Genomic DNA, 22517 nt, shown 5'->3' on the forward strand with positions numbered 1-22517 from the left:
TGATGAACATAGGCGGTCAAAAGACCCTATACGCCATCTGGCGCATATTTTCGATTAGAAGCGGGATTCAATATTCGAAAGTCAGTTCAAGACCATAGGTGCGGGGGTCGCCAAAGATCGCGCTTGGCAGCCCTCCATTAAAATGGGCGATATAATATTCCTTGTCGGTCAGGTTTTTGCCGAAAGCCGACAGGCGCCAGCTACCGAAGCCGACGGGTATGTCTGACAATGTAAGCCGGGCATTGAGCAGACCATAGTCGCCGATGACATAGCGGGGATCGGCGGTTGACGTCGACACCTTGCTCTTGAGGAAATAGTCGATGTTGGCGGTGAGCACGCCGATTGGCGTGTCAGGGAAGCGATATTCAAGAGACGTGGTCAGCGTATGTTTTGGAGCCTCCACGAAGGTGTAGCGCGACGTGATGTCATTGCCAGCTTGATCGAGGATTTGCTGGAACTTGGCATCGAGGTAGGCATAGTTGACCGAAAGGGTGAGTGCATCGATCGGCTTGGCGATCAAATCCAGTTCAAAGCCCTGGATGCGCGCCTTACCCGCATTGAAGACATCGGTAATGGCGACGTTCGTCGGGTCCGACTGGATATTCGTTTGAATATCCTTGTAGTTCGACCGGAACAGGGCGAGGTTGGCCTGCAAGTGATTGTCGAGCCAGCTAGATTTGATACCCAGCTCGAAGGAATCGAGTGTTTCGGGGCCGAATCCTTCGTTGAAGCGTGCGATGCTGCTTGCGCGGATATTGTAGCCGCCCGTCTTATATCCTCTCGCATATTTGGCGTAGATATTGAGATTTGCATTGGCGTTGTAGCCGATGACGAGGCTGGGGCTGATGTTCGAGAAATGATTGTCGCCTGCTCCGCGAGGCAGCACGGTGGGTAAACCCGTCGCAGGGACGATGGTCTGGTCGAGCGTCGCCTTGCGTTCGTCCCGAGACCAACGCAGCCCGCCGGTCAGATACAGCCCCTCCATGAAGGCCGGACGCAATGTGGCCTGGCCGTACAGCGCATAAGCACGGTTATGGATCGTTGCGACCCGATCCATGCGGGGACGCCCGGTGATCGCGGAATAATCCGAGCTCTCGCCGTCCTCATCGAAATAATAGGCGCCGAGGACATAGTCCAGGCGGCGGTCAAAGGTGGAGCCGACAAGTTGCAGTTCCTCGCTCCACTGATCCTGCTTTTGATCAAAACCAGTCAGGATCAAGGGAAATGGCCCCGCCACCCCGGTCAGATAATTCTGATTGGTGATGCTGGAGAGCTTCCGGTAGCCGGTCAGCGACCTGAGCGTCACATCGTCAGCGACTTCCCAGCTGATGGTCAGATTATGCCCCTGCGATGTGGCATCATTGGGCATGAGGTTTCGGACGAGCGGCGACCCTGCTGTCGGCCGATCCGCCATGCGGGGGTAGAAGGGCGCGGCAACCATGAAGACGGGCGTGTCGTTGATGTCGGAACGATCATAGGTGTACCGCAATTGCAGGGCGTCTGTCGGTTGCCACAGCACGGCCGCGCGATATGCGTCGCGGCGCTGATCACCCCAGCGGTCGACGCCGGTGCCGGGGTTGTCGACGAAGCCGTCTTTCTGGCTGTGCAGATAGCCCAGTTCCACCGCGAGCGTTTCTCTGACGGGAATATTGACGCGTGTGCGGGATCGGAACTGGTCGTAATTGCCGATGGCAAGAGTCTGCTTTGCAGAGAACTCCCCCAGCTCGGGCGCGCGCGTGATATAATTGATGGCGCCGCCTGTCGCGTTGCGTCCATAGAGCGAGCCTTGCGGTCCGCGCAGCACTTCGATCCTTTCGACCTCGGCGACTTCTGCGGAGAGTCCCTGGTTGCGGGCGATGTAGATGCCGTCGAGATAGACGGCAACGCTGGGATCGACGGTGATCTGGTCGTCATTGTTGCCGATTCCGCGAATGAATACGCGAGCCGTTGTCGCGCTGTTCGGATGGGGAGTGACGGCAAGACTGGGGACAAGGGTTCGCAGGTCGGTGATGTCGGCAATGCCCTTCTTTTCAATGTCGGCGCCGGTCATCGCCATCATCGAGATGGGCGTTTTCTGGAGGGATTCGGATCGTTTCTGTGCTGTAACGACGATCTCCTCGATACCCCCCGCTTTGGACGGAGGCGTCGTCCTGCGCGAAGGCGGGTGACGTGGCCGCAGCAAGGCACATTGCCAAAGCGCCGAGCGAGATGAAGCTGTTCATGTTAATTACTTCCCTTTAAGGCCTGAAAGCGCGTATTTGTACGAAGTTGTTTCGTACTAGCTAGCGTATGACCAGATTGATCGGTTGGACGGTCAGGTCGAGAGAGCTGAAAATCTGCTTCAGCGCTGCCGAGCCCCGGCCCGTGATTGCGCCTGCCTTCACCAGTGCGTCCACCGTCTGGTTGCCGGAAACCAGTTCCCCCAACGCATTCCGATCAAGCCGCACGACCGGCGCGCCGTCCGCCTCACCGCGGCGGAATTTCAGCGTGCTGTTGCGCAGTTCAAGCAGCCATGTATCGCTTTCCCCGGCGATGGTCAGGGCGACGGCATGACCGCCAGCTCCGGCGCGCTTGGGATCAACTTTGTAGCGGATTTGCTCAAGCATCAGCGCGACTGGCATCTTGCGGATATTATCCGGGTTCATATAGCGCGCGGTCAGGCCTGCCTGTTGCAGCTTTCCTTCCAGTTCCAGCGCGCCCATCAGGTAGAAGCCGCGCCGGTTGCTATTATAGGTAGCGTAGCCGAGTTTGCGGAAAGCGGCGGCCTTCAGCCGTCGTGCCTCCATATCCTGATGATCAATGGCGATCAGCAGCGCCGCAAGCTCCGCCGCCCATTGCGCGTCCCCCTGTTCGAAAGCGCGGTTGGCGGCGGCAAGCACGGGTGTCCGCCCACCCATCAACGTGACCTCCCGCCGGGCCCGCTCCACGCGTGGCGTGGGCGCAAGGTCGGTCGCATCGCCGGAGAACCAACTGATATAGCCGACATAATAGCTGCGCGCCGCGTCGGCGGCAGTGCCGTAATATTCGGTGGTATAGGGCTCCGAGCGCAGCCAGTCGGGCAACGGCCCAAGAGCGTCAGGCAAGTCGTCCTGCGTCATGCCCTTGTTGATCAGACGGATCGTCTGGTCATGGGTATATTGGATCGCATCTTCATAACGGGTCAGGAGCGCCTTGATCTGCGGCGCACCTTCCACGACCGGGCCGTGCATCGGCACCATCCAGGCTGCGCCATAGCGTTCCATCCTGCGCAGCGCCTCGATCCAGCGGTTGGCGTCGCGCATCTTCGTACCGCGCATCGAATGGAGATTGGGAAATGTCGGTCCCTGCACCTCATCGCCCGAAATCAGCACCTGATAGTCGGGGAGCCATGCCGCGATGTGCGACGCGGCCTCTCCCCCGGTGTGGAACAGGTGCAGCTTCACCCCGGCGATTTCAATGTCGCGCCCGCCATCCACATCGACGAACTGAGTGGGCGGGATGTACGCGGACTCATTCTTCCCCGCCTTACCCAAAGCGCCGCAGCAGCCGACATGAAAATCCTCTGCTTCCTTTCCTGCAAGGCTGAAGCCGAACATGTAGGCCGAGCGCGCGGCGACGATGGGCAGTGTGGCGACCCCTTCGTCGGAAAGCTCCTTCAGGAAATTCGAGGCCGCGAAGATCGGCACCTTGCCGCTGGCGACGTCGGCTGGCGGTACGAACACCCCTGCCCCATTCACATGATCAGGATGATGGTGGGTGTAGATGATGGCCTTGATCGGCTTGGTGGAAATCTGCGCCCTGATCTTGGCCAGAGCGGCAGTCGCAACATCGCGATTCATGCCGGTATCGAGCAGGACGAGCCCGTCGCTGCCCTCGACCACGACGAGGTTCATGCCCTGAAATTCGATTTGCCAGACCGGCGTCTTTCCTACGCGGGTGACGCGTTCCTGGAACAGCCGGGCATGGGCGGTATAGTTGGATGGAGCGGAAAAGGGCACGTTGAGATCCGGCGCATGAGCGATCACCGGTGCGGCCATGCCCGCCAGCACAAGCGCCGAGAGCCCGCGCATGAGAGCTGCGCCACCCATCAAATGCAGCCTGCGAGCGACGCGCCGACGCGCGCCGCGGTCAAGGACCTCCACGGTCATATCCTCTCCTACACAGATATATTGTTCGTTATGGCCGCTTGTACTGTACGAAACTCATCCGTACAAGATGCGAAAGCATAGGGAGTGGATGAAAGATGAGAAAGCGGTCAGGACTGAACTATAAAGCTGGATTTCTGGCACTTATCATGGGAAGCGCGGCGCCGCTCGCGGCACAGAATGTGCTCCCGCGAGCGCCAGAACCCTTTGGGGGCAAGATCGGCGAAACCTATGCCGATTCGGCCCCGGCCTTTCCCAAAGCTGTCACCGCCCCTGCTGGCGCACCCAATGTGCTGCTGATCCTGACGGACGACGTCGGTTTCGGCGCGGCGTCCACGTTCGGGGGTCCGATACCCACGCCCAATCTGGACCGGCTGGCAGCGCGCGGGCTGGTCTACAACCGTTTCCACACGACGGCTATGTGTTCCCCGACCCGCGCCTCTCTGCTGACCGGGCGAAATCATCATGCGGTCGGCAACGGCATCGTCGCGAACCTGTCCACGGGCTTTCCCGGCTATACCAATATCCTGCCCAAGAGCGCGGCGACGGTAGCGGAAGTGTTGCGCCAGAGCGGCTACAATACGGCGATGGTCGGCAAGCATCATAATGCGCCCGAAGCCGATGTATCACCGGCCGGTCCTTACGACATGTGGCCGACCGGATTGGGTTTCGAACATTTCTACGGCTTCATGGCGGCGGAAACCAACCAGTTCACCCCCGCCCTTTATCGCGGCACCACCGCCATCCCGACCCTCAAGGAAGGGGTGCTGGACAAGGCGCTGGCCGACGAAGCCATCCAATGGATCCATAATCAGAAAGCAGCTGCGCCCGACAAACCCTTCTTCCTCTATTATGCGACCGGATCGGCGCATGCCCCGCTGCAGGCGCCCGCAGACTGGATCGCCAAGTTCAAGGGGCAGTTCGACAAGGGATGGGACGCTGTTCGCGCGGACACAGTGAAGCGGCAGAAGCGGCTGGGCATCATTCCTTCTGCCACCAAGGATTCAGCACGGCCCCAAGGCTTGACCGCCTGGAGCGCGCTCACCCCCGATCAGCGCCGGATCAATGCGCGCTTCATGGAAGTCTATGCAGCCATGCTGGCCTATCAGGACGCACAGATCGGCCGTGTCCTCGACGAACTCGACCGTATGGGCGAGAGCGGCAACACGTTGATCATGTTCATCGAAGGGGACAATGGCGCGGCGGCCGAGGGCGGAGAGAATGGCAGTTCGAACCCTATGTCATCCTTCGCCAATGCGATGCAGGAGGATGACAGGATGCTGCTCGCCAATCTTGACAAGATCGGCGGGCCCGATGCGGTGGGCAATTGGGGCTATGGCTGGGCATGGGCGACCAACGCGCCCTTTCCCTGGTTCAAGCAATATGCCTCTCACCTGGGCGGGACGCGCAACGGGCTGGTCGTATCCTGGCCGGATCATATCAAGGAACGCGGCATCCGGTCACAATTTACCCATGTGGTCGATGTGATGCCGACCATATTGGAGGCTGCGGGCCTGCCAGCGCCCGACAGCGTCAATGGCGTTGCACAGCAGCGGATGGATGGCGTCAGCTTCGCCTACAGCTTTGCCGCGCCCCGCGCCCCAGAGCGGCACGACACCCAATATTTCGAGATGATGGGCAATCATGCCATTTATCATCAAGGCTGGCTGGCAAGCACCACGCCAGTCAACCTGCCATGGAAGCGTGGCGACGGCTCCATTCTGCCCAATCAGTATAAGTGGGAGCTATATGACCTGCGCAAGGACTTTTCCCAGTCGCGCGACCTGGCCGCCAGCCAAGGCGCGAAGCTGAAGGAGATGCAGGCCCTTTTCCGCAAGGAGGCCGAGCGGAACCAGGTGCTGCCGCTGGACGACCGCCTGACGCTTGCCCGGTTCCGTGCGACCGAAGGGCAACGGCCCCATCGTTCGACCTACAGCTATTGGGGCGGAGGGATCAGCATACCGTCGGTCAGTGCCGCGCCACTGCTGGCGCGCAGTTTCCGCATCACCGCTGATGTCGACATGCCGAAGGAGCCCGCGACCGGCGCGCTCGTCGCGCTGGGGAGCAAGTTCGGGGGCTGGAGCTTCTATCTGAAGGATGGACGACCTGTTGCGATGATCGCGGCATCGCAACTGGCGGGCGACCAGTCACGGGTGGCGGCGACCCAGCCTCTCCCAGCGGGGAAGAACAGGCTGGTCTTTGACTTTCACTATGATGGCGGCGTGAATGCCGGGGGTGACATGATCATCAGCGCCAACGGCACCAAGGTGGCACAGGCCCGCATCGCGCGGACCATATCGAAACTGCCGGAAATGAGCGACACGCTGGATATCGGTTTCGACGCCGATACGCCGGTCACGTCCGATTATAAGGATGGCGGTCACTTCCCTGGTGGGATTGAGAAAGTCGACATTTCGGTGGGTAAGCCCGGCGCGCCCGGCAAGGCGCCCTGAACGGAACAATCCTGATGCCTGCGGACATGCGCCGCAGGCATCAGGAGACGCTTTTCGGCTTTGCCCGTTGACGGCGCGCCCCGTCCGGCGGTTAAGATAGGCCCAGATGGTCGAAATCACTTCTCAACCCGTGCATGCCGAGCGCGATAACCGGACCCAGATCCTGAACGCCGCGGGCCAAGTATTCCTGGCCGATGGCTTTGAGCGAACGAGCGTCGATCGGATCGCCGCCGTCGCCCATATGAGCAAGCAGAGCATCTACGAGCTTTATCCAAGCAAGCTCGCTTTGTTCGAGGCCGCCGTCCGCAGCAAATTGAACGGTGCGTGGCTCAACCTCAGGGCCATCGATCGCGGGGCAAATGCGGAAGACACGCTGACGCGCTATGCCATGCGGCTGTTCGAGGGTTTTGCCGAGCCCGTGAATTTCGGCCTGTTCCGCGCCAATATCGCGGCTGCTAACCATGTTCCGGAATTGGCCGCGGAGCTGCACGAGAAGCGTCTGGCATCGTCGCAGCCACTCGCCGATCATCTCGCGCAGCTTATCGACGACGGCGTAATCATAGCCTGCGATACGATGGCCATGGCCATCCGCTTTGGCGGCATGGCGGTGGAAGGCGCGCGCTATTTTCTGGGTACGGAACTGCCCGGCAAGGCCGCGCAGAAACGCATCGTGGATTGTGCGGTGCATCTGTTCCTGGACGGCTATCGCGGCGTGACGGACGTTGCGCGCGACACTGCCCCTGCCCCCGCGATCGAGCCGCCTGCACGCGAGGGCGGACCCGCGATGCGCCTTTCCGCTGACAAGCTGCTGGCGCTGCTGGATGCGTCGACGAGCGAATTTCTGGAACATGGCTATCGCCGGGCCAGCATCGACCGGATCGCCGCTGCGGTGCGGGTGAGCAAGGCTACGATCTACCGGCAGTTCGGCAACAAGGAAAATCTGCTGCGCTATATCGTGCAGCGCGACATTTTCGAGGCGAGCCAGCGCCCGTTCACGCAGGTGCCCGTGAGTGACGAGCCCGAAGCGGCGCTTGCCGCGCTCGCGCGGGAGGCGCTGGACCGGCATCTTGAACCGGCGAACTTGCGCATGCACCGGCTGTTGGTAGTGGAGGCTGATTTCCTTCCCGATCTCGCTCAGCTATTTTATGAAGGCCGCGTGCGGCGGCTGGGCGATGCGCTGGAGACGCATCTGCATGCCCTGGGGCTGCCACGCCCGAGCCATATGGCGACGCGCATCTTCTACACTCTCGCGACATTCGCGGTCCGTTTCTTCACGGCGAGCACGCCGCCTGCGGAGAAGGATCGCGAGATCTACGCCCGGGAATGTGCGCTCCTGTTTCTTGAAGGTCTGCGGGCGGACGGGCGCAGTTAGTTGCCCTGTGAGAAGGCGCTAGCGCCAACCTCTTGTGTTGCAAGATTAATCTTGAAGACCTAGCCTTCCTCCCGCTCCGTTGCGGCCAGCGAGGGGGCGTTGGAATCGACCCGAGAAGCCGGAAGGACGCCCGTGGATTTCTATTTCAATCGCTTTGAGGATCGACGACCTCCAGAGCCGCTGCCTCATTCGCGATTGATCGAGTTGATCTGGCAGACATTGGCGCTGCTGATGCTGTTGCTGGGCGCGCGCTATCTGTTGTGGCGCTGGACGGATTCGCTGAACTGGGACGCCTTGTGGTTCGCCATTCCCTTGGTGATCGCGGAGACTTGCGCCTATTTCGGGCTCATCCTTTTCACGCTCAACCTGTGGAAGGTGAAGGATTATCCGCTGCGCGCACCCCCAGCGCGGACCAGCGAATGCGTGGGGTCGGCGGGCAGCGAGGATGATCGGCCCATCTCGGTCGATATCTTCATCGCCACCTATAATGAGGATGAGGAATTGGTGCGGCTGAGCATCCGCGACGCCAAGGCCGTGCGCTACCCTCATCCCATCAACGTGAAGGTGCATATACTCGACGATGGCCGCCGCGACACGATGCGGCAGGTCGCGGACGAGGAAGGCGTCAATTATATCAGCCGCGACAATAATGTCGGCTTCAAGGCCGGCAATCTGCGCAACGCCATGGAGCAGACGAGCGGCGACTTCATCGTGATCTGCGATGCTGACACGCGGCCATTTCCAACGATGCTGGAGCGGACGCTCGGCTATTTCCGCGATCCTGACGTGGCTTTCGTGCAGACGCCGCACTGGTTTTATGATCTGCCCGAAGGCGAGCGGCTGAAGGACTGGATGGGCCGCAAATTTGGAGGGGTGGGCAGCGTGATCGGCGGAGCGGTAGAACGGCTCTTTGGCGAGATACGCATCGGCGAGGACCCGTTCGTCAATGACCCGCAGCTGTTCTTCGACGTGATCCAGCGCCGCCGCAACGCCTATAACGCTGCCTTCTGCTGCGGGGCGGGATCGATCCACCGGCGCGAGGCCGTGATGTTCGTCGCGCTGCGTGCCTATGCCGATGCCATCGCCCACGCTTCGGGCGATGCGAAATCGCGCATCGCCAAGCTCGTCCGCCGCCGCGCCGATCCGGCGGCGCAAGCGCTTGCCCGCTGGCAAGCCGCGCAGGCCGAGGAGCTGACGCCCTATAAATTCCATGTGTCGGAAGACATCTACACCACGATCGTGCTGCATCAGGACCGCGAACGGCGGTGGAAATCCGTGCTTCACCCGCATGTGGAATCGAAGATGCTCTCGCCGCAGGACCTGCTCAGCTGGAGCATCCAGCGGTTCAAATATGCAGGTGGAAGCCTGGACATCTTCTTCCACGACAATCCCGTGACGGCCAAGGGTTTGTCGCTCGGCCAGCGGCTCATGTATTTGACGACCTTCTGGTCCTATATGGGCGCGCTCTGGAACCTTGTCTTCCTGCTGGCGCCGATCGTCTATCTGATGACGTCGGTCGCGCCGGTTTCCGCCTATACGGGCGACTTTTTCGATCGGGCGCTGCCGTTCCTGATCGTGACCGAGCTTGCCATCATGTTCGGGACCTGGGGCATTTCCGGCTATAAGGGGAAGGTCAGCTATATGGCGTCCTTCCCGATCTCGCTCCAAGCACTCTGGGCGGTGGTGCGAAAGCAGAAGATCAAGTTCCCGGTCACGCCCAAGGATCGGCAGGACGGCCATTATCTGCACCTGGTCTGGCCGCAGCTGGCTTTGATGATCGGAACCTTTGCCGCATTCTGCTGGGCGGCGGCAGCGCTATGGCTGGGCTTTGGCAATTACACGCTCGGCGGCCTGATCGCCAACGGCCTGTGGGGTCTCAACAACATTCTGGGCATGTCGATCATGGTCCGTGCGGCCCTGTGGCAACCCAACGAGGAAGAGGCAGGATGAACTGGAAAGAAGGTTTTAGAAGAGGGCGGAGCCATTTGCTGATGGCAGCCATTCTGGCCATCGCCGGGAGCATCGTCGTCAGGATGGAGGATGATGCGCTTCGCCAAGAGACCGGGAAAGCTCCGCCTCAATCCATGACGGACAAGTTGCCTGCCAGTTTGAAGTGACGGCGGGCGATTGCTGCGGTAGCCCTTCGAAAAGCTCATGGCGAACGGTGTTAGCGGATGGCGCGCCGGTCAGCCGCGCAGGCGCTTTGTGAGACGCAGTCGGTTCGTGCCGCCTTCGCTCCGATAATCGATCTGGTCGATGCACGACTGGATGATCCCAACACCGCGGCCGCTCTCCGCATCAGCGGAGATGGTGCGGCATCTGGAAAACAGTCCTTCGGGAACCGCTTCGCCCTGATCCTGGAGTTCGAGCGATACGGAGCCGGGCATAATTTGCACCCCCACGCCGATCATGCCGTCGTCCCGACCGCGATAGCCATGGATGATGATGTTGTTGGCGGCCTCTGCAAGCGCCAACTCGATGTCGATCATCACTTCGGGTGGAACAGCGGCGGCTTCGCAGAGGGCGCGGACATGCTCGCTCAACTGACCGACTTCTTCCAGCCGGGCGGGGTACAGGCGGACAGCCCCCTCGTCAGCCACGCACGAGCGCTCTTGCATCCGGGACCGTCTCGGCAAGCCGGAACACAGCGTCGAGGCGCGTCAGTTCGAACAGGCGGCGCACCGCAGGCTGCGCCCCCGCGATGGCGAGCGAGCCGTCCTTGCCCAGCATCTTGAGGAGCGACACCAGCGCGCCGAGCGCCGTGCTGTCCATGAAAGCGACGCGCGTGAGGTCCAGCACGACCTTGCGCGGACCACCATCGATGCCCTTGGCGAGGTCCGCCTTGAATGCCGGGGCTTCGGCGGCATCGAACCGCGTCGCCTGCACCTCTACCAGGGCCACATCCCCATCCATAGTGATGATCGCCGTCATTCCTTCACCCTTGTCTATCTATGCCATTTCAATCGCGAGAAGCGAGATATCATCGTCAAAACCGCGCGTGCCCCGCCGCATCGCGACGGCGGCCTTCACCCGTTCGACCGTCAGTTCCAGCGGCTCGTCGGCCCCCTCGCGCAGCAACTCGCTGAGCCCCGCGACCTCCAACTGCGTGCCGTCGCGATCGGCGCATTCGGTAACGCCGTCGGAAAAGAGTATCAGCCGTGTCCGGGGTTCCAACGTGACTTCTTCGGGGATGAAAGTAGCGTCACTGAACCAGCCGAGCGGAAAACCACCGTCCAGGCGCAGGGTGGACACGCCGTCTGGCCCGACGATCAGCGGATCGGGATGGCCAGCACGGATGATCCACGCGCGCCCTTCATGCGGCGAGAGCAGGCCGCAGATCAGCGTCGCGTAATTTTCATTGGGCTGCCCCTCGATCTCCCGATTGAGCTGCTCGATCGCGGACGCCAGCGCCGCCGGATCGCCGGGTGCAAGCTGGACCAGCCGGTGATGCAGGTGAAAGGATGCGAGCGCGGCGGGCACGCCATGCCCCTGAACATCGGCGAGGAAAAAGAGAATCTTGTCGTCCTGCCGCGACACGCCCAGCGTATCGCCGCTCATGTTCATCGCTGGCTGATGCGCCCAGGCGATGCGCACGCCGTTCATTTCCTTGTCATTGGGCAACAGCTTGTGATGCAGCGCAGCCGCCGCATCGAGGTCAGCCCGCACATGGCGATAGGCCGCGCGGATACGATCATGCGCCTGCGCCAAATGGCGGTTCCGCCGCTCCAGGCTGCGATGCAGGCGCACATTGCGCCGGGCCGAGGCTACCGTCAGTTCCAGTTGCAGCGGATCGAGCGGCTTGAACAGGAAATCGTCGACGCCCGCAAGCGTGGCGGCCCGGATCGTGTTGCTGTCGCCGCGCGCGGTCATCATGACGATGTGGAGAAAGCGGTTCTGCACCGCCGCCGCCCTCACCTGCCGCACGAGTTCAAGGCCATCCATGCCCGGCATCTGCCAATCGGTGATGAGGACATCGACCGGCGCCAATTGCACATGCGCAAGAGCGGCCGCCCCATCGCCTGCGACCTGCACCGAGCAGCCGAGCGCCTCCATCTCCAGCGCCAGCACCTCAAGGAACAGGTCATCGTCGTCGACGATGAGTATGTTGAGGCTGGTAATGGGGAGCGGCTCCGCCGTCATGAGATTCCTGCGTTTCTCCAAAAACAAGCCTGCCCCACCCTCCCCATCTAACGGCCAAGCCGCCGGACAGGAAGGCTTTGAATGGCAAAGATTTTCCGAAAATACGGTAAATCGAGCGTTAACGCCGTTTTTGGGCTGTCCCTTCCACCCCATCGCACGTTATGCAGCGGCAACAATCCGCCGTCGGGAAACAATCGAATGATTTCACTTCGCTTTCTGGCCCTCCTCGCCGTTTCAGCGCTTTCGGGGCAGGCGGCGCTGGCGCAGGACCGGGGCGTGATCTACGCGGGCGGTTCTGTCGGCGACGGCGCGGGAGGATATGGCGGCGGGTTGATCTCTCTTCCCGGCAACTCGCTCGGCCACGGCCTTGCCGTCCGCGCCGGGGTAAATGGCGGGACGTATCGCTATCGCACCACCGAACGGATCGAGGCCACCTATATCGGCGCGGAAGCCGCCCTCGTCTATCAGACGTCCGGGTCCTGGGGCTGGGCGAATATCGGTGCGGGGCCGCGCTTCACGAAAACCGATCTCGACCCCAATGATCCGGGCAATAAGCTGCAGGGTTCACGATGGGACGTGGGCGTCCAGACGGATGGCGTGTTGGGTGATCGCCTGCGCCTCGGCTGGTTCGGAAGCTGGGGCATCCGCAATGAAAGCTACATGGCGCAGCTCCGCCTCACCCAAGCGGTCAACCGGCAGAGCGATACGCGGCTGGGCTTGGAAGCGACTTTGCAGGGCGATCCCACCTATAAGCGCGGCGGTCTGGGCGCCTATATTTCGACCGCGATCGGCGGCGGCTGGACGGGGCAGCTTTCAGCCGGCGCGACCGAACAGAAGGGCCGCAATGCGCGGCCTTATCTATCCATAGGGCTCAGCCAGGTCTTTTAAGCGCTGTTTGCCGGAGAACGCCGCCGATGACCATGCCTGGTCTTCGACAAACCATGCTGTGGGTGGTGGCGGTCGCCATTCCGGTCATCATATTGGCTGTCGGCCTCATCCTTGTGGCGCAGGCGGACAATGCGGCCCAGCTGCGCCTTGAGGTCATCCGCTCCTATGACCGCCGGTCGCTGATGCAGGACATGCTGTCCGAGCATCAGGATGCGGAGACAGGGCAGCGCGGCTATCTGATGACCAATCGGCGTGAGTTTCTCGAGCCCTACGAAGCCGCTCTCCACGCAATTCCGGACAGCTTCAATCGGATGCAGGCGCTTTCGGCGTCGGCGGAGCAGCAGAAGGGCCTCGACACGCTCCGCACGCTGTCGCGTGAAAAGCTGGCCTTCGTGCAGGAGGCGATATCCTCCAACGCCCGTGGCGGCAGGGATCGGGCGCTGGCCATGGTGGTCAGCGGGCGCGGCAAGCTGCTGATGGATCGCCTTCGCGCCGAGATTGGTCGGCAGCAAGCGGTCGAGGCCAAGCAGCTGGCGCACACATCCGCACTGGCAGACAAGGCGCAGAAGCAGCTGCGTGGCCGTGCCTTTTCCCTCCTCAGCTTTCTGGCCATCCTGCTCTGTGCGGCAGGAATCGTCATTCTCCGGACGCTGAAAGCCAGGGGGGCCGCCCTCGCGCGCCTGGACGATGTGTCCCGTCGCCGCAAAGCCATTCTCGACGCGGCGATGGACGGCATCCTCATCCTCAATCCGAGCGGCAGCATCGAGGGCGTGAACCGGGCGGGTGCGAGGATTTTCGGCTATGAAGATAGCGACATGCTGCGGCGGGACGTCGGCATGCTGTTCGCCAACCAGCCTCCGCGAGGACAGGTCGCAGCCTATCTGCGCAGCATGAATCTGAGCGAAGGGCATCCGGGGCATATTCAGGAGATACCTGGCCGCCGCAAGGACGGCACGGTTTTCCCTTCCGACGTTGCGATAACCGCTGTCGAACTGAATGACGGCACTCATTATGTGGCGGTGGTTCGCGACATCAGCGAGCGCAAGCGGGTCGAGCGGATCAAGTCGGAATTCGTCGCAAGCGTCAGCCATGAATTGCGGACGCCGCTCACATCCATCGCAGGGTCCCTCAGCCTTCTGGCCGGGGGCGCGGGCGGGGAACTGGGGGACCGGGCGCAGCGGCTGATCACGATCGCGCACAGCAACGCCGAGCGGCTCGTCCGCCTGATCAATGACATATTGGACCTGGAGAAGATCGACAGCGGGCGGATGGTCTTCAAGAACCAGCTGATTGACCTGTCGGATTTCCTGAAGCAGGCGATCGAGGCCAATCGCGGCTTCGCCGACCGGTATCAGATCAGCCTGGAACTGAAGATCGACGGACCGCGCGCCTATGTGTGGGCTGATCCCGACCGGCTGATGCAGATCATCACCAACCTGATTTCCAACGCAGTCAAATTCTCTCCGGCGGGCGCGGCGGTAGAGGTCGTTCTGCAACCTTCAGGCGCGGCGCACAGGATCAGCATCTGCGATCATGGCCCCGGCATCGACGAAGATTTCCGGGAACGGGTTTTCAGCCGTTTCGCGCAGGCCGATAGTTCAGACAGTCGGGCCAAGGGCGGCACCGGGCTCGGGCTCAGCATCGTTCGGGAGATGGTGACGCGGCTCGGCGGCAGCGTCAGCTTCGACACGGAGACGGGCGTTGGCACCCGCTTCCACATCGACCTGCCAGCGACGGCGCCGGACAAGGCGGAGGAAGAAGGCCGTATCCTGATCTGCGAAGGGGATCGGCAGACCTCCACCGACATGCAGGAGATATTGGCGAATGCCGGATTCCCCTGCGACGTGGTGCATGACGGGTCCGCTGCATTGGCGGCGGCGCGCGCGCGCAGCTACCGCCTGATCCTCATCGACTCCGACCTGCCGGAGGGCGGCGGCATCTCGCTCGTCCGTTCGCTGCGGGCGTTGGAGGACGGGTCCCACCCGCCGATCCTGATGATCTCCGCCGACAGCCGGGCGGGCTCTGTAGAAGCAGAGGCGCTGCCGATCATCGATTGGCTGCAAAAGCCCTTGCCCACGGACCAGATGCTGGATGCGGTCAAGCACACGCTGTTCGGCGGGCAGCGCGACGGGAAGCCGCGCATCCTGCATGTCGATGATGATCCGGACGTACTCCGCCTGATCGCCACGGCGCTGGAGGATCAGGTCGAACTGACATCGGTTGCGACCCTGCGCGAGGCGCGAGCGGCGCTCGGGCGCCAGCCATTCGACCTCGCGATATTGGACCTGGGCCTGACGGATGGGCCGGGATCGCTCCTGCTTCCCGACCTGAAGGCGGCGGGACAGATACCGGTCATCATCTTTTCCGCACAGGATGCCGACAATGAGGCTGCGGCCAGCGTGCAGGCCTTCCTCACCAAATCGCAAACGTCGATCGATCATCTGGTGGCGACGGTCGAGCGTTTGTGGCGGCAGACCAGCTCCGAAGGAGGGAAATGACCATGGTCCGCATCCTTTATGTGGATGATGAAGAGGATATCCGCGAAGTCGTGGATATAGCGCTGAGCCTCGACCCGGAGCTAGAGGTGCGGCTGTGCGACGGCGGTCAGGCCGCCTTGGAAGCGGCGGCAAGCTGGCGGCCCGCGCTCATCCTGCTCGACTTCATGATGCCGGGCATGGACGGGCCAGCCACCTTAGCGCGGCTGCGGGAGGACCCCGAGACCGCCGATATTCCCGTGGTATTCGTCACGGCCCGAAGCGCGCGCGCGGACGTGGAGCATCTCATCTCCCTGGGCGCGGCGGGCGTGATCGCGAAGCCGTTCGATTCGATGGCGCTCAGCGCCACGGTTCGGGAATATCTGCCGTGACGACGGACGCAGACGCGCGGATGATGGCGGTTCGCGACAAGTTCGTGGCCCGCTGCCGCGAGGAACGCGCGCAGCTTTCGGCCCCTGAGAGCGTGCGCGAAAGCGATCTCGAACGGATCGGAGCGGCCGCCCACAAGATTGCGGGCCTGGCGGGCACCTTGGGCTTCAGCAGCCTGGGCGAAGCCGCCGCGCAAGTGGACCAACACATTGCGAGCCATGGGGAGATTGGGCCCGCCTATCAGCTCTACATCGAGGAATTGAACCGCCTTTTGGACATATAATGGTGATCAGCACCATTGCGCCGATGCGGTGGCGGTATCGGCCATTCGTACGCCCCTCACCCCCAGCTTCTCGCGGGCTTGATCCGGCGTCAGATCGAACACGTCTTCGTAGCGCATCATGTAAAGCGGATCGGACTCCCGCCCGACCTTCGCGCCCCTTTCCACCGCGTCCTGAACCACCAGCCAGGTCTGGGGGTAATGGAGAACCGCGCGGGTAATGATGCGCGTGGAACCGAGAATGGAGAAGGCCGAAAGCTCCCCCGCCAGTTCCGGGCTCAGATGTACGAACAAGTTGGTCAGCCGCATATAATAGGGCACCAGTTCGCCGATGAAGTCAAAGCCGCCGCCGCCCAGAATATGTTCAAGATCGTGCGTCTGCCCGGCGCGCAGCTGGAAATATTCGAAGTCGTTGCGCGGTGTGAATGGTGGGACAATGTCGACCTGTAGATCATTGCCGGTCAATTGCGCATAGAAGATACCCCCAACCGTGTCCGAGCCATAATGTTTGAGGTTATCGCGTCCGAAGATCGAGACGAAGCCTTCGCGGAACCATGCATCGAGTGCAGGATTCTTCTGCCGTTCTGCGGCGAACAGGGCGTTGATATGATCGATGTCCTGAACCTCGCGAAGTATCTGCACGAGCTGGATCGAATCCGAAGGGGTGGGCACGTCAGGTCCGTTTCGCCGCAGCAAATGGGTCGCCACCCAATCGCGGACGCGTGCGTCATTCAGATAGCGGGAGGAACTGACGAGCACGCTGCTGTCGGTTTCCACCGTCTTGATGCCCCTCATCAGATAGGAATAATCGGCCATCTCAACGATCTCCGTTAGCGAAGTCATGCCCGCCGATCGTGGCAGCCAGATCGGGAGGAACAAGGACGGGAAAGCGAAGCAGCATTTGCGCCATCCCCTTGGCGGCGGGGTCGAGCCGGGTACTGGCATCGATGCCGCCAGCAAGGGCGTCGTGAACCACGAAATTGAGAGCGTGCAGCCCCGGCGCTTCATAGCGATGGACCCGAGGAAGGCCGTCGCCCGACGCCAAATGGCGATACCAGTCCGCCACCGCTTGAGGGGTTAGAGACATGCGGAGCCAAGGCAGATATTGCGGGTGACGCGCGATGACGGCGACGTTGAACAAGTGCCCCTTGTCGCCGCTGCGCGCCCATGCGAGCCGGATCAGGTCGACGGCGACCGCTCCGGGTGGCGTATCGGGGACTGGTTGCGGTGCCCTCGGCAGGACAGATGCAGGCTGGCCCACAGGCACTGGCACCGGCCAGGTTTCACCACGAACGGTCACCCGTGGCACGATGCCGCTCTTGCTGACCAGGAACAGGAATATCTCGGTCTTGGGCAGTACCGTGGTGGCGAGGTTGATCGTGGTGCCGACCGCCATGCCGCTGATGCCAGCCCATTGTTCGCGGGCGAATATATCCGCCCCCCGGCGGTCGGGATGATCGACGACCATCTTGCAGATGACTTCCCGTGCGCCCGCCCCGCCACCATGGGGTCCAAAGCTTGCATCTTCACCAATGATGACGGTGTCGGTTTCGGTGAAGTCGGCCAGATTATGGGCGCGCAGCAGCGCCCGGCTGCGCGCATAGAGCGCTTCGGACTGCCGCCTCGCTTTTTCTGCGGCCTGCTCACCGATGATCGGCTGGTAGGCGACGGCGCGCCATCCGCCGTCCGAGGTGACGCAAACCTTGTAGCTTTCGGTCGGCGGGCGGCCCTTCGCGCCGGATACTTTCACCCGATCCTTGCCTTGCTGCTCCAGCCTGACCTCACTGAAATCGCAGCAGACGTCGGCGACGATATAGTCCGCCGGATCGCTGACTTCGTAGAGCAGCTGCTCGGCAACAGTGCCGATCGAGACGAGGCCACCCGACCCTTCGGGCTTGGTCAGGATCATGGTCCCGTCCGCATGACATTCCCCGATCGGAAAACCGATATTTGCCCAATCCGGCACATCGCGCCAGTCGGTGAAGGTGCCGCCCGTGACCTGAGCGCCGCACTCCAGCAAGTGACCCGCCAACGTCCCCGCCGCCAGCAAGTCGAAATCCCCTTCGCCCCAGCCAAATTCGTGGATCAGTGGCCCCAGGACGATGGCGCTATCCACCACCCGCCCGGTGACGACGATGTCCGCGCCCTTCTCCAGCGCCACCGCAATGGGAAAGGCGCCGAGATAGGCGTTGGCGCTGATGACATTGTCGGGGAAAGCGGCGCCCGTGAACATGTCGCGGTGGCCAGCGGCCCTCAGCTGCTCGACTTGCGAGCGCAGATCGTCGCCCTCGACATAAGCGACGGTAAGAGAGAGCCCCGCTTCCGCGATCATACGCTCGAGGGCCGCCGCCAGTCCTGCCGGATTGACGCCGCCGGCATTGGCGACGACCTTCACGCCTTGAGCTGCGATCTGGCGCAGATGAGGTCCGACATGAACGGTGAGAAAATCGGTGCCATATCCCGCTGATGGATCAGCGGCCTGCATCCGCCCGAAGAGGCCCATGGATCCTTCGGCCAGATAATCGAAGACAAGATAATCAAGCCTGCCGCCGTCCAGCAGCTGCGGCACCGACAATGCCGTGTCGGAAAAGGATGCGGTAGCCCCACCGATCCTCACGACCTTCTCTGTTGCGGCGGTCATGGCACTCTCTCCATATTTTTGCCGCAGAGGCTAGAGAAGTTTTTGGCGGAAGAATGTCACCCCTGTTACATTCAATCGGGTGAAAATCAGTGAGCGCACATCGGCGCTGCGTCTCTTGCGCGGCACGGACTGGCTGCGGGATTATCCCGCCGCGCTGGCGGAAGAACTCCTCGCGCACGGGCGGCTGATCCATCTTGGAACGGGTCAATGGGCGCAGACGCAAGGGGATGAGCGGGGCGGGCTTTTCATCGTGATCGACGGCCTGTTCCATTCCTACTGCACCGCGCCGGGCGACAGGCAGGTGATGATCGGGCTTTCCGGTCCTGGATCGGTTCTGGGCCACGCAACGAAGTTCAGCGGCGGCCCGCGATTGGTGACGGCCATATCGGTGCGGCCGAGTATCCTGCTGGAGATCAGCGAGGCGGCGCTGGAACAGATTGCCGAGAACCGGCCGGAAATATGGCGGGCCATTGCCGACTTTGCCTACACGAACATGCGCAGAACCCTGCACATGCTGGCGGAACTGATGGCCCTGCCGCCACGGCAGAGGATCGCTGCACGCCTACTGGCTTCGGCCAGCCCGTCGGAGCGCGGGCTGATCGTCAGTCTGAGCCAACAGACATTCGCGGAAATGATCGGCGTCAGCCGCAAGACCGTGAACCTGCACCTTACCGCATTTGAACGAGCCGGGCTGATCCGTCTGGGTTATGGCTGGATCGAACTGATCGACAGCGGTCGTCTACGCGAGGTGGCGGATCGGGAGTGACGCGGGACGCCGCCGTCAGTCCTGCGGAGCCACTGCCACCCGGGCGAGGCGATGCATCATCGAGCGGAACTGCGCCAGTTGGGCGGGATCCGCCGGGTCATAGGAACGTGAAGGCCCAAGTTGATGCGCGTTGCAGACATAATGCAAGGCGCTGCCCGCGACGCTGTTGAGTAGAACCATCGCTGAGACAGGGTGGAACTGCCCGCTGGCCACACCGGCCGCCACGACATCCTCCAGATCCTGGAGCGCGGATTCGGAGAAGCGCACAGGATTGTTGCCGTAGGCGGCCGAGTCCGCGATGAGGCGCTGGATTATCCGCGCAGCGGTGGGGCGGCTGACGAGGAAATCCAGCCAGGCGTCCAGCAGGGCGAGCAGTCGCTCCATCGGTTCGGTGACGTCTTCGGTCCGGTTGAGGACGAAGGCGTGCATCGACGCGAAGATGTCCGCTTCGACTTCGTCGTAAAGCTGCTGCTTGCCGGGGAAATAATAGAGGATCGACGGACGGCGGATGCCGACGCTTTCCGCGACATGATCGAGGCGTGCGGCGGCGAAGCCGATTTCGGCGAAGATGCGTTCGGCGGCGTCGAGTATCTGTTGCCGAGTGGCGTCGCCCTTGGCCTGGCGGACTGTCTGTCTGGTTGCTGTCATGATCATGTTCTTATGCGGTGGAGCGGGACGGTGGCAACGCGGATTGCATGAATGAAGTAGCGGCAAGAATGGAGTTGCACAACTATCTACGAACTAGTAGGTAGATTCGCACATGCTCGATGAGAATGCGGCCGGATGGCCCGCCGAAGCATGGAGTTTCCCGGGGAGGATATATGCCGAATCACCTGATTGCCCGTTCCGTCGTCACGCTGCTCATGAGTTCGACCGCCCTGCCCGCACTGGCGCAGGATCAGGCAGGCAGCGCGATCGAGGAGATCGTCGTCACCGCGCAGAAGCGCGAGGAATCGCTGCAGGACACGCCGATTTCGATCGCCGCATTCAGCGCCCAGGACCTGGAGAATAAGGGCATAAACGGGCTGACAGACCTGCGCGCCCAAGTCCCCAACCTTCAGCTGACCCCCTTCCCCAACAACGCCGCGACGACGCAGATCTTCATGCGCGGCGTGGGGCTGTCCGATGACCAGATCACCCAGGACGGCGGCGTCGCGGTCTATATGGACGGCGTCTATGTCGCGCGCAGCCAGGGCCTGGCGATGGAAGTCGCCGATCTGGAGCGCATCGAAGTGCTGCGCGGCCCGCAAGGCACGCTTTATGGCCGCAATGCGACCGGCGGCGCGATCAACTTCATCACCCGCAAGCCCGACCTTGGCGACTTCGGCTTCAAGGGTCAGGTGACGATCGGCAATTATGACAACCGGCGCTTCAAGGCGGCGGTCAACATTCCGCTGGGCGAGACCTTCGCGGCCCGGCTGTCCTATGTGAACCAGCGGCAGGATGGCTTCATCCGCAATCCCGGCACGGGGATCGAGCGGTGGGGCGACAAGGATCGGGAAGCGATGCGCGCTGACCTGCTGTGGCAGCCTTCGGACCGGTTCAGCCTGCGCTACAGCTATGATCGCACGGAGATCGGCGACACGCCCTATTATGTCGCGCTCTCGCCGCTTCATCCGCGGGTGCTCGAACGGCCCGAAGCGGGAAGCCCGCTGGTGCGCGACGTCCTGCCCAACGACATCACCGCGCAAGGCCACAGCCTGACGGCGGAATGGGAAGCCAGCGACGCGCTGACGCTGCGGTCGATCACCGGCTATCGCAAGCTCGATAATTTCCAGAACCAGGATTATCTGACCGGCGCCCTTGGCCCCAATCCGCTGCAAAAGAACAGCAGCCGCGCCAAGCAGGACCAGTGGAGCGAGGAAGTGCAGCTGATCGGCGACGCGCTGGACGGTGGGCTGCAATATGTCGCGGGCTTCTATTACTTCACCGAGAGCGGCGACAATTTCAGCAACAGCTACAGCCCGCCGACACTGACGCGCAACTTCACCACCGCGACCATCGAAAACCGTTCCTACGCGCTGTTCGGCCAGGCGACCTATACGCCGCAATGGCTGGACAACCGCCTGCATCTGACGGTCGGCCTGCGGCAAAGCTGGGACAAGCGCGAAGCGACGCTGTCGCGCCAGACACAGGTCAATGGCGGCCCGATCACGACGGTGCCGGGCTTTGGCGATGGCAGCCAGACGTTCAAGGATTTCAGCCCCAGCTTCGTCGTCGCCTTTGACGCGTCGGAGGACGTCAACGTCTATGCCAAGGCGGTGAAGGGCTACAAGAGCGGCGGCTTCAACGTCCGCGCCAGTTCAATCGGGCGCTTCAACGAAGGCTTCGGGCCGGAGACGCTCTGGTCCTATGAGGCAGGCATCAAGAGCCAGTGGCTGGACAATCGGCTGCGCTTCAATGCAGCGGCGTTCATTTCAAAATATTCCGACATTCAGGTCAATGTTCAGTCGGACCCGACAAATATCCGCCTGACCGACGTGCTGAATGCGGGCAAGGCGACCGTGAAGGGCGTGGAGGTCGACCTGACCCTGGCGCCGGTGCGCAACCTGCGCCTGTCCGTGAATTATGGGTATCTGGACGCGCGCTATGACGAGATTCTGGACGCGACCGGCGCGAATATCGCGGACAATTACCGCTTCACCAACGCGCCCAAGCACACCATCGCGCTGGACCTGACCTATGACCTGCCCCGCCTGCCGATCGGTCAGCTGAGCGCGAACGTCAACTATACCGCGCAAAGCGACAAGTTCACCAACAGCACGATCAGCAGCGGCAAATATATCATTGGCGACTATGGCCTGCTGAACGCCCGCCTGACGCTGGGCGACATTCCCGGCGTGAAGGGCGTCCGCGCGAGCCTATGGGGCCGCAATCTGACGGACAAGAATTATTACATCATGCAGTTCAATGTCGGCCGCCCCGGCGCATTGTTCGGCGAGCCGCGCACCTATGGCATCGACCTGAACGTCGAATTTTAAGGGGGAGG

The 22517-nt window shown here is 62.1% G+C and carries 18 protein-coding genes; 9 read left to right on the forward strand and 9 right to left on the reverse strand.

The annotated features are described in order from the left end of the window. Nucleotides 1-67 precede the first annotated feature (67 nt). From ACYU8T_RS14480 to ACYU8T_RS14490, 3 genes are read right to left on the reverse strand one after another with little or no spacing between them, the layout of a single operon-like run. The gene (locus ACYU8T_RS14480; protein WP_461160021.1) at nucleotides 68-2056 is read right to left on the reverse strand and encodes a TonB-dependent receptor; all 1989 of its coding nucleotides are present in this window, start codon (nucleotides 2054-2056) and stop codon (nucleotides 68-70) included. Beyond that, nucleotides 2031-2222 carry a hypothetical protein gene (locus ACYU8T_RS14485; RefSeq protein WP_461160022.1) on the reverse strand — a complete coding sequence of 64 codons (192 nt, stop codon included), beginning with the start codon at nucleotides 2220-2222 and terminating at the stop codon, nucleotides 2031-2033. The genes ACYU8T_RS14480 and ACYU8T_RS14485 overlap by 26 nt, the downstream gene beginning before the upstream one ends. Before the next feature lie 60 nt (nucleotides 2223-2282). After that, nucleotides 2283-4127 carry an alkyl sulfatase dimerization domain-containing protein gene (locus ACYU8T_RS14490; RefSeq protein ID WP_461160023.1) on the reverse strand — a complete coding sequence of 615 codons (1845 nt, stop codon included), beginning with the start codon at nucleotides 4125-4127 and terminating at the stop codon, nucleotides 2283-2285. 146 nt (nucleotides 4128-4273) lie between these two features. On the opposite strand from ACYU8T_RS14490, the gene ACYU8T_RS14495 reads away from it, so the two are divergent. The 3 genes from ACYU8T_RS14495 to ACYU8T_RS14505 all read left to right on the forward strand — a co-directional run bounded on the left by ACYU8T_RS14495 (nucleotide 4274) and on the right by ACYU8T_RS14505 (nucleotide 9899). Next, nucleotides 4274-6577: an arylsulfatase gene (locus ACYU8T_RS14495; protein ID WP_461160024.1), complete on the forward strand. Its 2304-nt coding sequence runs from the start codon at nucleotides 4274-4276 to the stop codon at nucleotides 6575-6577. Between the two features lie 106 nt (nucleotides 6578-6683). Continuing rightward, the gene (locus ACYU8T_RS14500; protein WP_461160025.1) at nucleotides 6684-7949 is read left to right on the forward strand and encodes a TetR/AcrR family transcriptional regulator; all 1266 of its coding nucleotides are present in this window, start codon (nucleotides 6684-6686) and stop codon (nucleotides 7947-7949) included. A 132-nt stretch (nucleotides 7950-8081) separates the two neighbouring features. Further along, the gene (locus tag ACYU8T_RS14505) at nucleotides 8082-9899 is read left to right on the forward strand and encodes a glycosyltransferase family 2 protein (protein WP_461160026.1); all 1818 of its coding nucleotides are present in this window, start codon (nucleotides 8082-8084) and stop codon (nucleotides 9897-9899) included. 236 nt (nucleotides 9900-10135) lie between these two features. Here ACYU8T_RS14505 and ACYU8T_RS14510 read toward each other — a convergent pair whose 3' ends face one another. The 3 genes from ACYU8T_RS14510 to ACYU8T_RS14520 are packed head-to-tail and all read right to left on the reverse strand — an operon-like array spanning nucleotide 10136 to nucleotide 12089. After that, nucleotides 10136-10549 carry an ATP-binding protein gene (locus tag ACYU8T_RS14510; RefSeq protein WP_247233729.1) on the reverse strand — a complete coding sequence of 138 codons (414 nt, stop codon included), beginning with the start codon at nucleotides 10547-10549 and terminating at the stop codon, nucleotides 10136-10138. Beyond that, nucleotides 10542-10880, reverse strand: a complete 339-nt coding sequence (locus tag ACYU8T_RS14515; protein ID WP_097093590.1) for an STAS domain-containing protein — start codon at nucleotides 10878-10880, stop codon at nucleotides 10542-10544. Before ACYU8T_RS14515 ends, ACYU8T_RS14510 begins: the two co-directional genes overlap by 8 nt. A gap of 18 nt (nucleotides 10881-10898) precedes the next feature. Beyond that, nucleotides 10899-12089, reverse strand: coding sequence for a PP2C family protein-serine/threonine phosphatase (locus ACYU8T_RS14520; RefSeq protein WP_461160027.1), 1191 nt, complete (start codon nucleotides 12087-12089; stop codon nucleotides 10899-10901). A 198-nt stretch (nucleotides 12090-12287) separates the two neighbouring features. On the opposite strand from ACYU8T_RS14520, the gene bcsS reads away from it, so the two are divergent. Genes bcsS through ACYU8T_RS14540 form a run of 4 tightly spaced genes read left to right on the forward strand, consistent with a single transcriptional unit; the run spans nucleotide 12288 to nucleotide 16124 of the window. Further along, nucleotides 12288-12977 (forward strand): cellulose biosynthesis protein BcsS, encoded by a 690-nt coding sequence (gene bcsS, locus ACYU8T_RS14525; protein ID WP_176502332.1) that lies wholly within the window; start codon nucleotides 12288-12290, stop codon nucleotides 12975-12977. A 26-nt stretch (nucleotides 12978-13003) separates the two neighbouring features. Beyond that, a complete protein-coding gene (locus tag ACYU8T_RS14530; RefSeq protein ID WP_461160028.1) occupies nucleotides 13004-15475 on the forward strand; it encodes an ATP-binding protein in 2472 nt (823 codons plus the stop codon). 2 nt (nucleotides 15476-15477) lie between these two features. Then, complete coding sequence (locus tag ACYU8T_RS14535; protein ID WP_461160029.1) at nucleotides 15478-15843, forward strand: response regulator; 366 nt, start codon at nucleotides 15478-15480, stop codon at nucleotides 15841-15843. Continuing rightward, the gene (locus ACYU8T_RS14540; RefSeq protein ID WP_461160030.1) at nucleotides 15840-16124 is read left to right on the forward strand and encodes an Hpt domain-containing protein; all 285 of its coding nucleotides are present in this window, start codon (nucleotides 15840-15842) and stop codon (nucleotides 16122-16124) included. The genes ACYU8T_RS14535 and ACYU8T_RS14540 overlap by 4 nt, the downstream gene beginning before the upstream one ends. A gap of 6 nt (nucleotides 16125-16130) precedes the next feature. On the opposite strand, the gene ACYU8T_RS14545 is transcribed toward ACYU8T_RS14540, so the two are convergent. Continuing rightward, complete coding sequence (locus ACYU8T_RS14545) at nucleotides 16131-16937, reverse strand: hypothetical protein (protein ID WP_461160031.1); 807 nt, start codon at nucleotides 16935-16937, stop codon at nucleotides 16131-16133. A gap of 1 nt (nucleotide 16938) precedes the next feature. After that, the gene (locus ACYU8T_RS14550) at nucleotides 16939-18762 is read right to left on the reverse strand and encodes an acyclic terpene utilization AtuA family protein (RefSeq protein WP_461160032.1); all 1824 of its coding nucleotides are present in this window, start codon (nucleotides 18760-18762) and stop codon (nucleotides 16939-16941) included. Between the two features lie 79 nt (nucleotides 18763-18841). Here ACYU8T_RS14550 and ACYU8T_RS14555 point away from each other — a divergent pair, with 79 nt between their 5' ends. Then, complete coding sequence (locus tag ACYU8T_RS14555; protein ID WP_461160033.1) at nucleotides 18842-19528, forward strand: Crp/Fnr family transcriptional regulator; 687 nt, start codon at nucleotides 18842-18844, stop codon at nucleotides 19526-19528. Between the two features lie 15 nt (nucleotides 19529-19543). On the opposite strand, the gene ACYU8T_RS14560 is transcribed toward ACYU8T_RS14555, so the two are convergent. Further along, complete coding sequence (locus tag ACYU8T_RS14560) at nucleotides 19544-20176, reverse strand: TetR/AcrR family transcriptional regulator (protein ID WP_247233745.1); 633 nt, start codon at nucleotides 20174-20176, stop codon at nucleotides 19544-19546. 173 nt (nucleotides 20177-20349) lie between these two features. Between ACYU8T_RS14560 and ACYU8T_RS14565 the strand changes: the two genes are divergently transcribed. Then, the gene (locus tag ACYU8T_RS14565; RefSeq protein WP_461160034.1) at nucleotides 20350-22509 is read left to right on the forward strand and encodes a TonB-dependent receptor; all 2160 of its coding nucleotides are present in this window, start codon (nucleotides 20350-20352) and stop codon (nucleotides 22507-22509) included. Nucleotides 22510-22517 lie beyond the last annotated feature (8 nt).

This window comes from Sphingobium sp. TomMM35A (assembly GCF_054771735.1).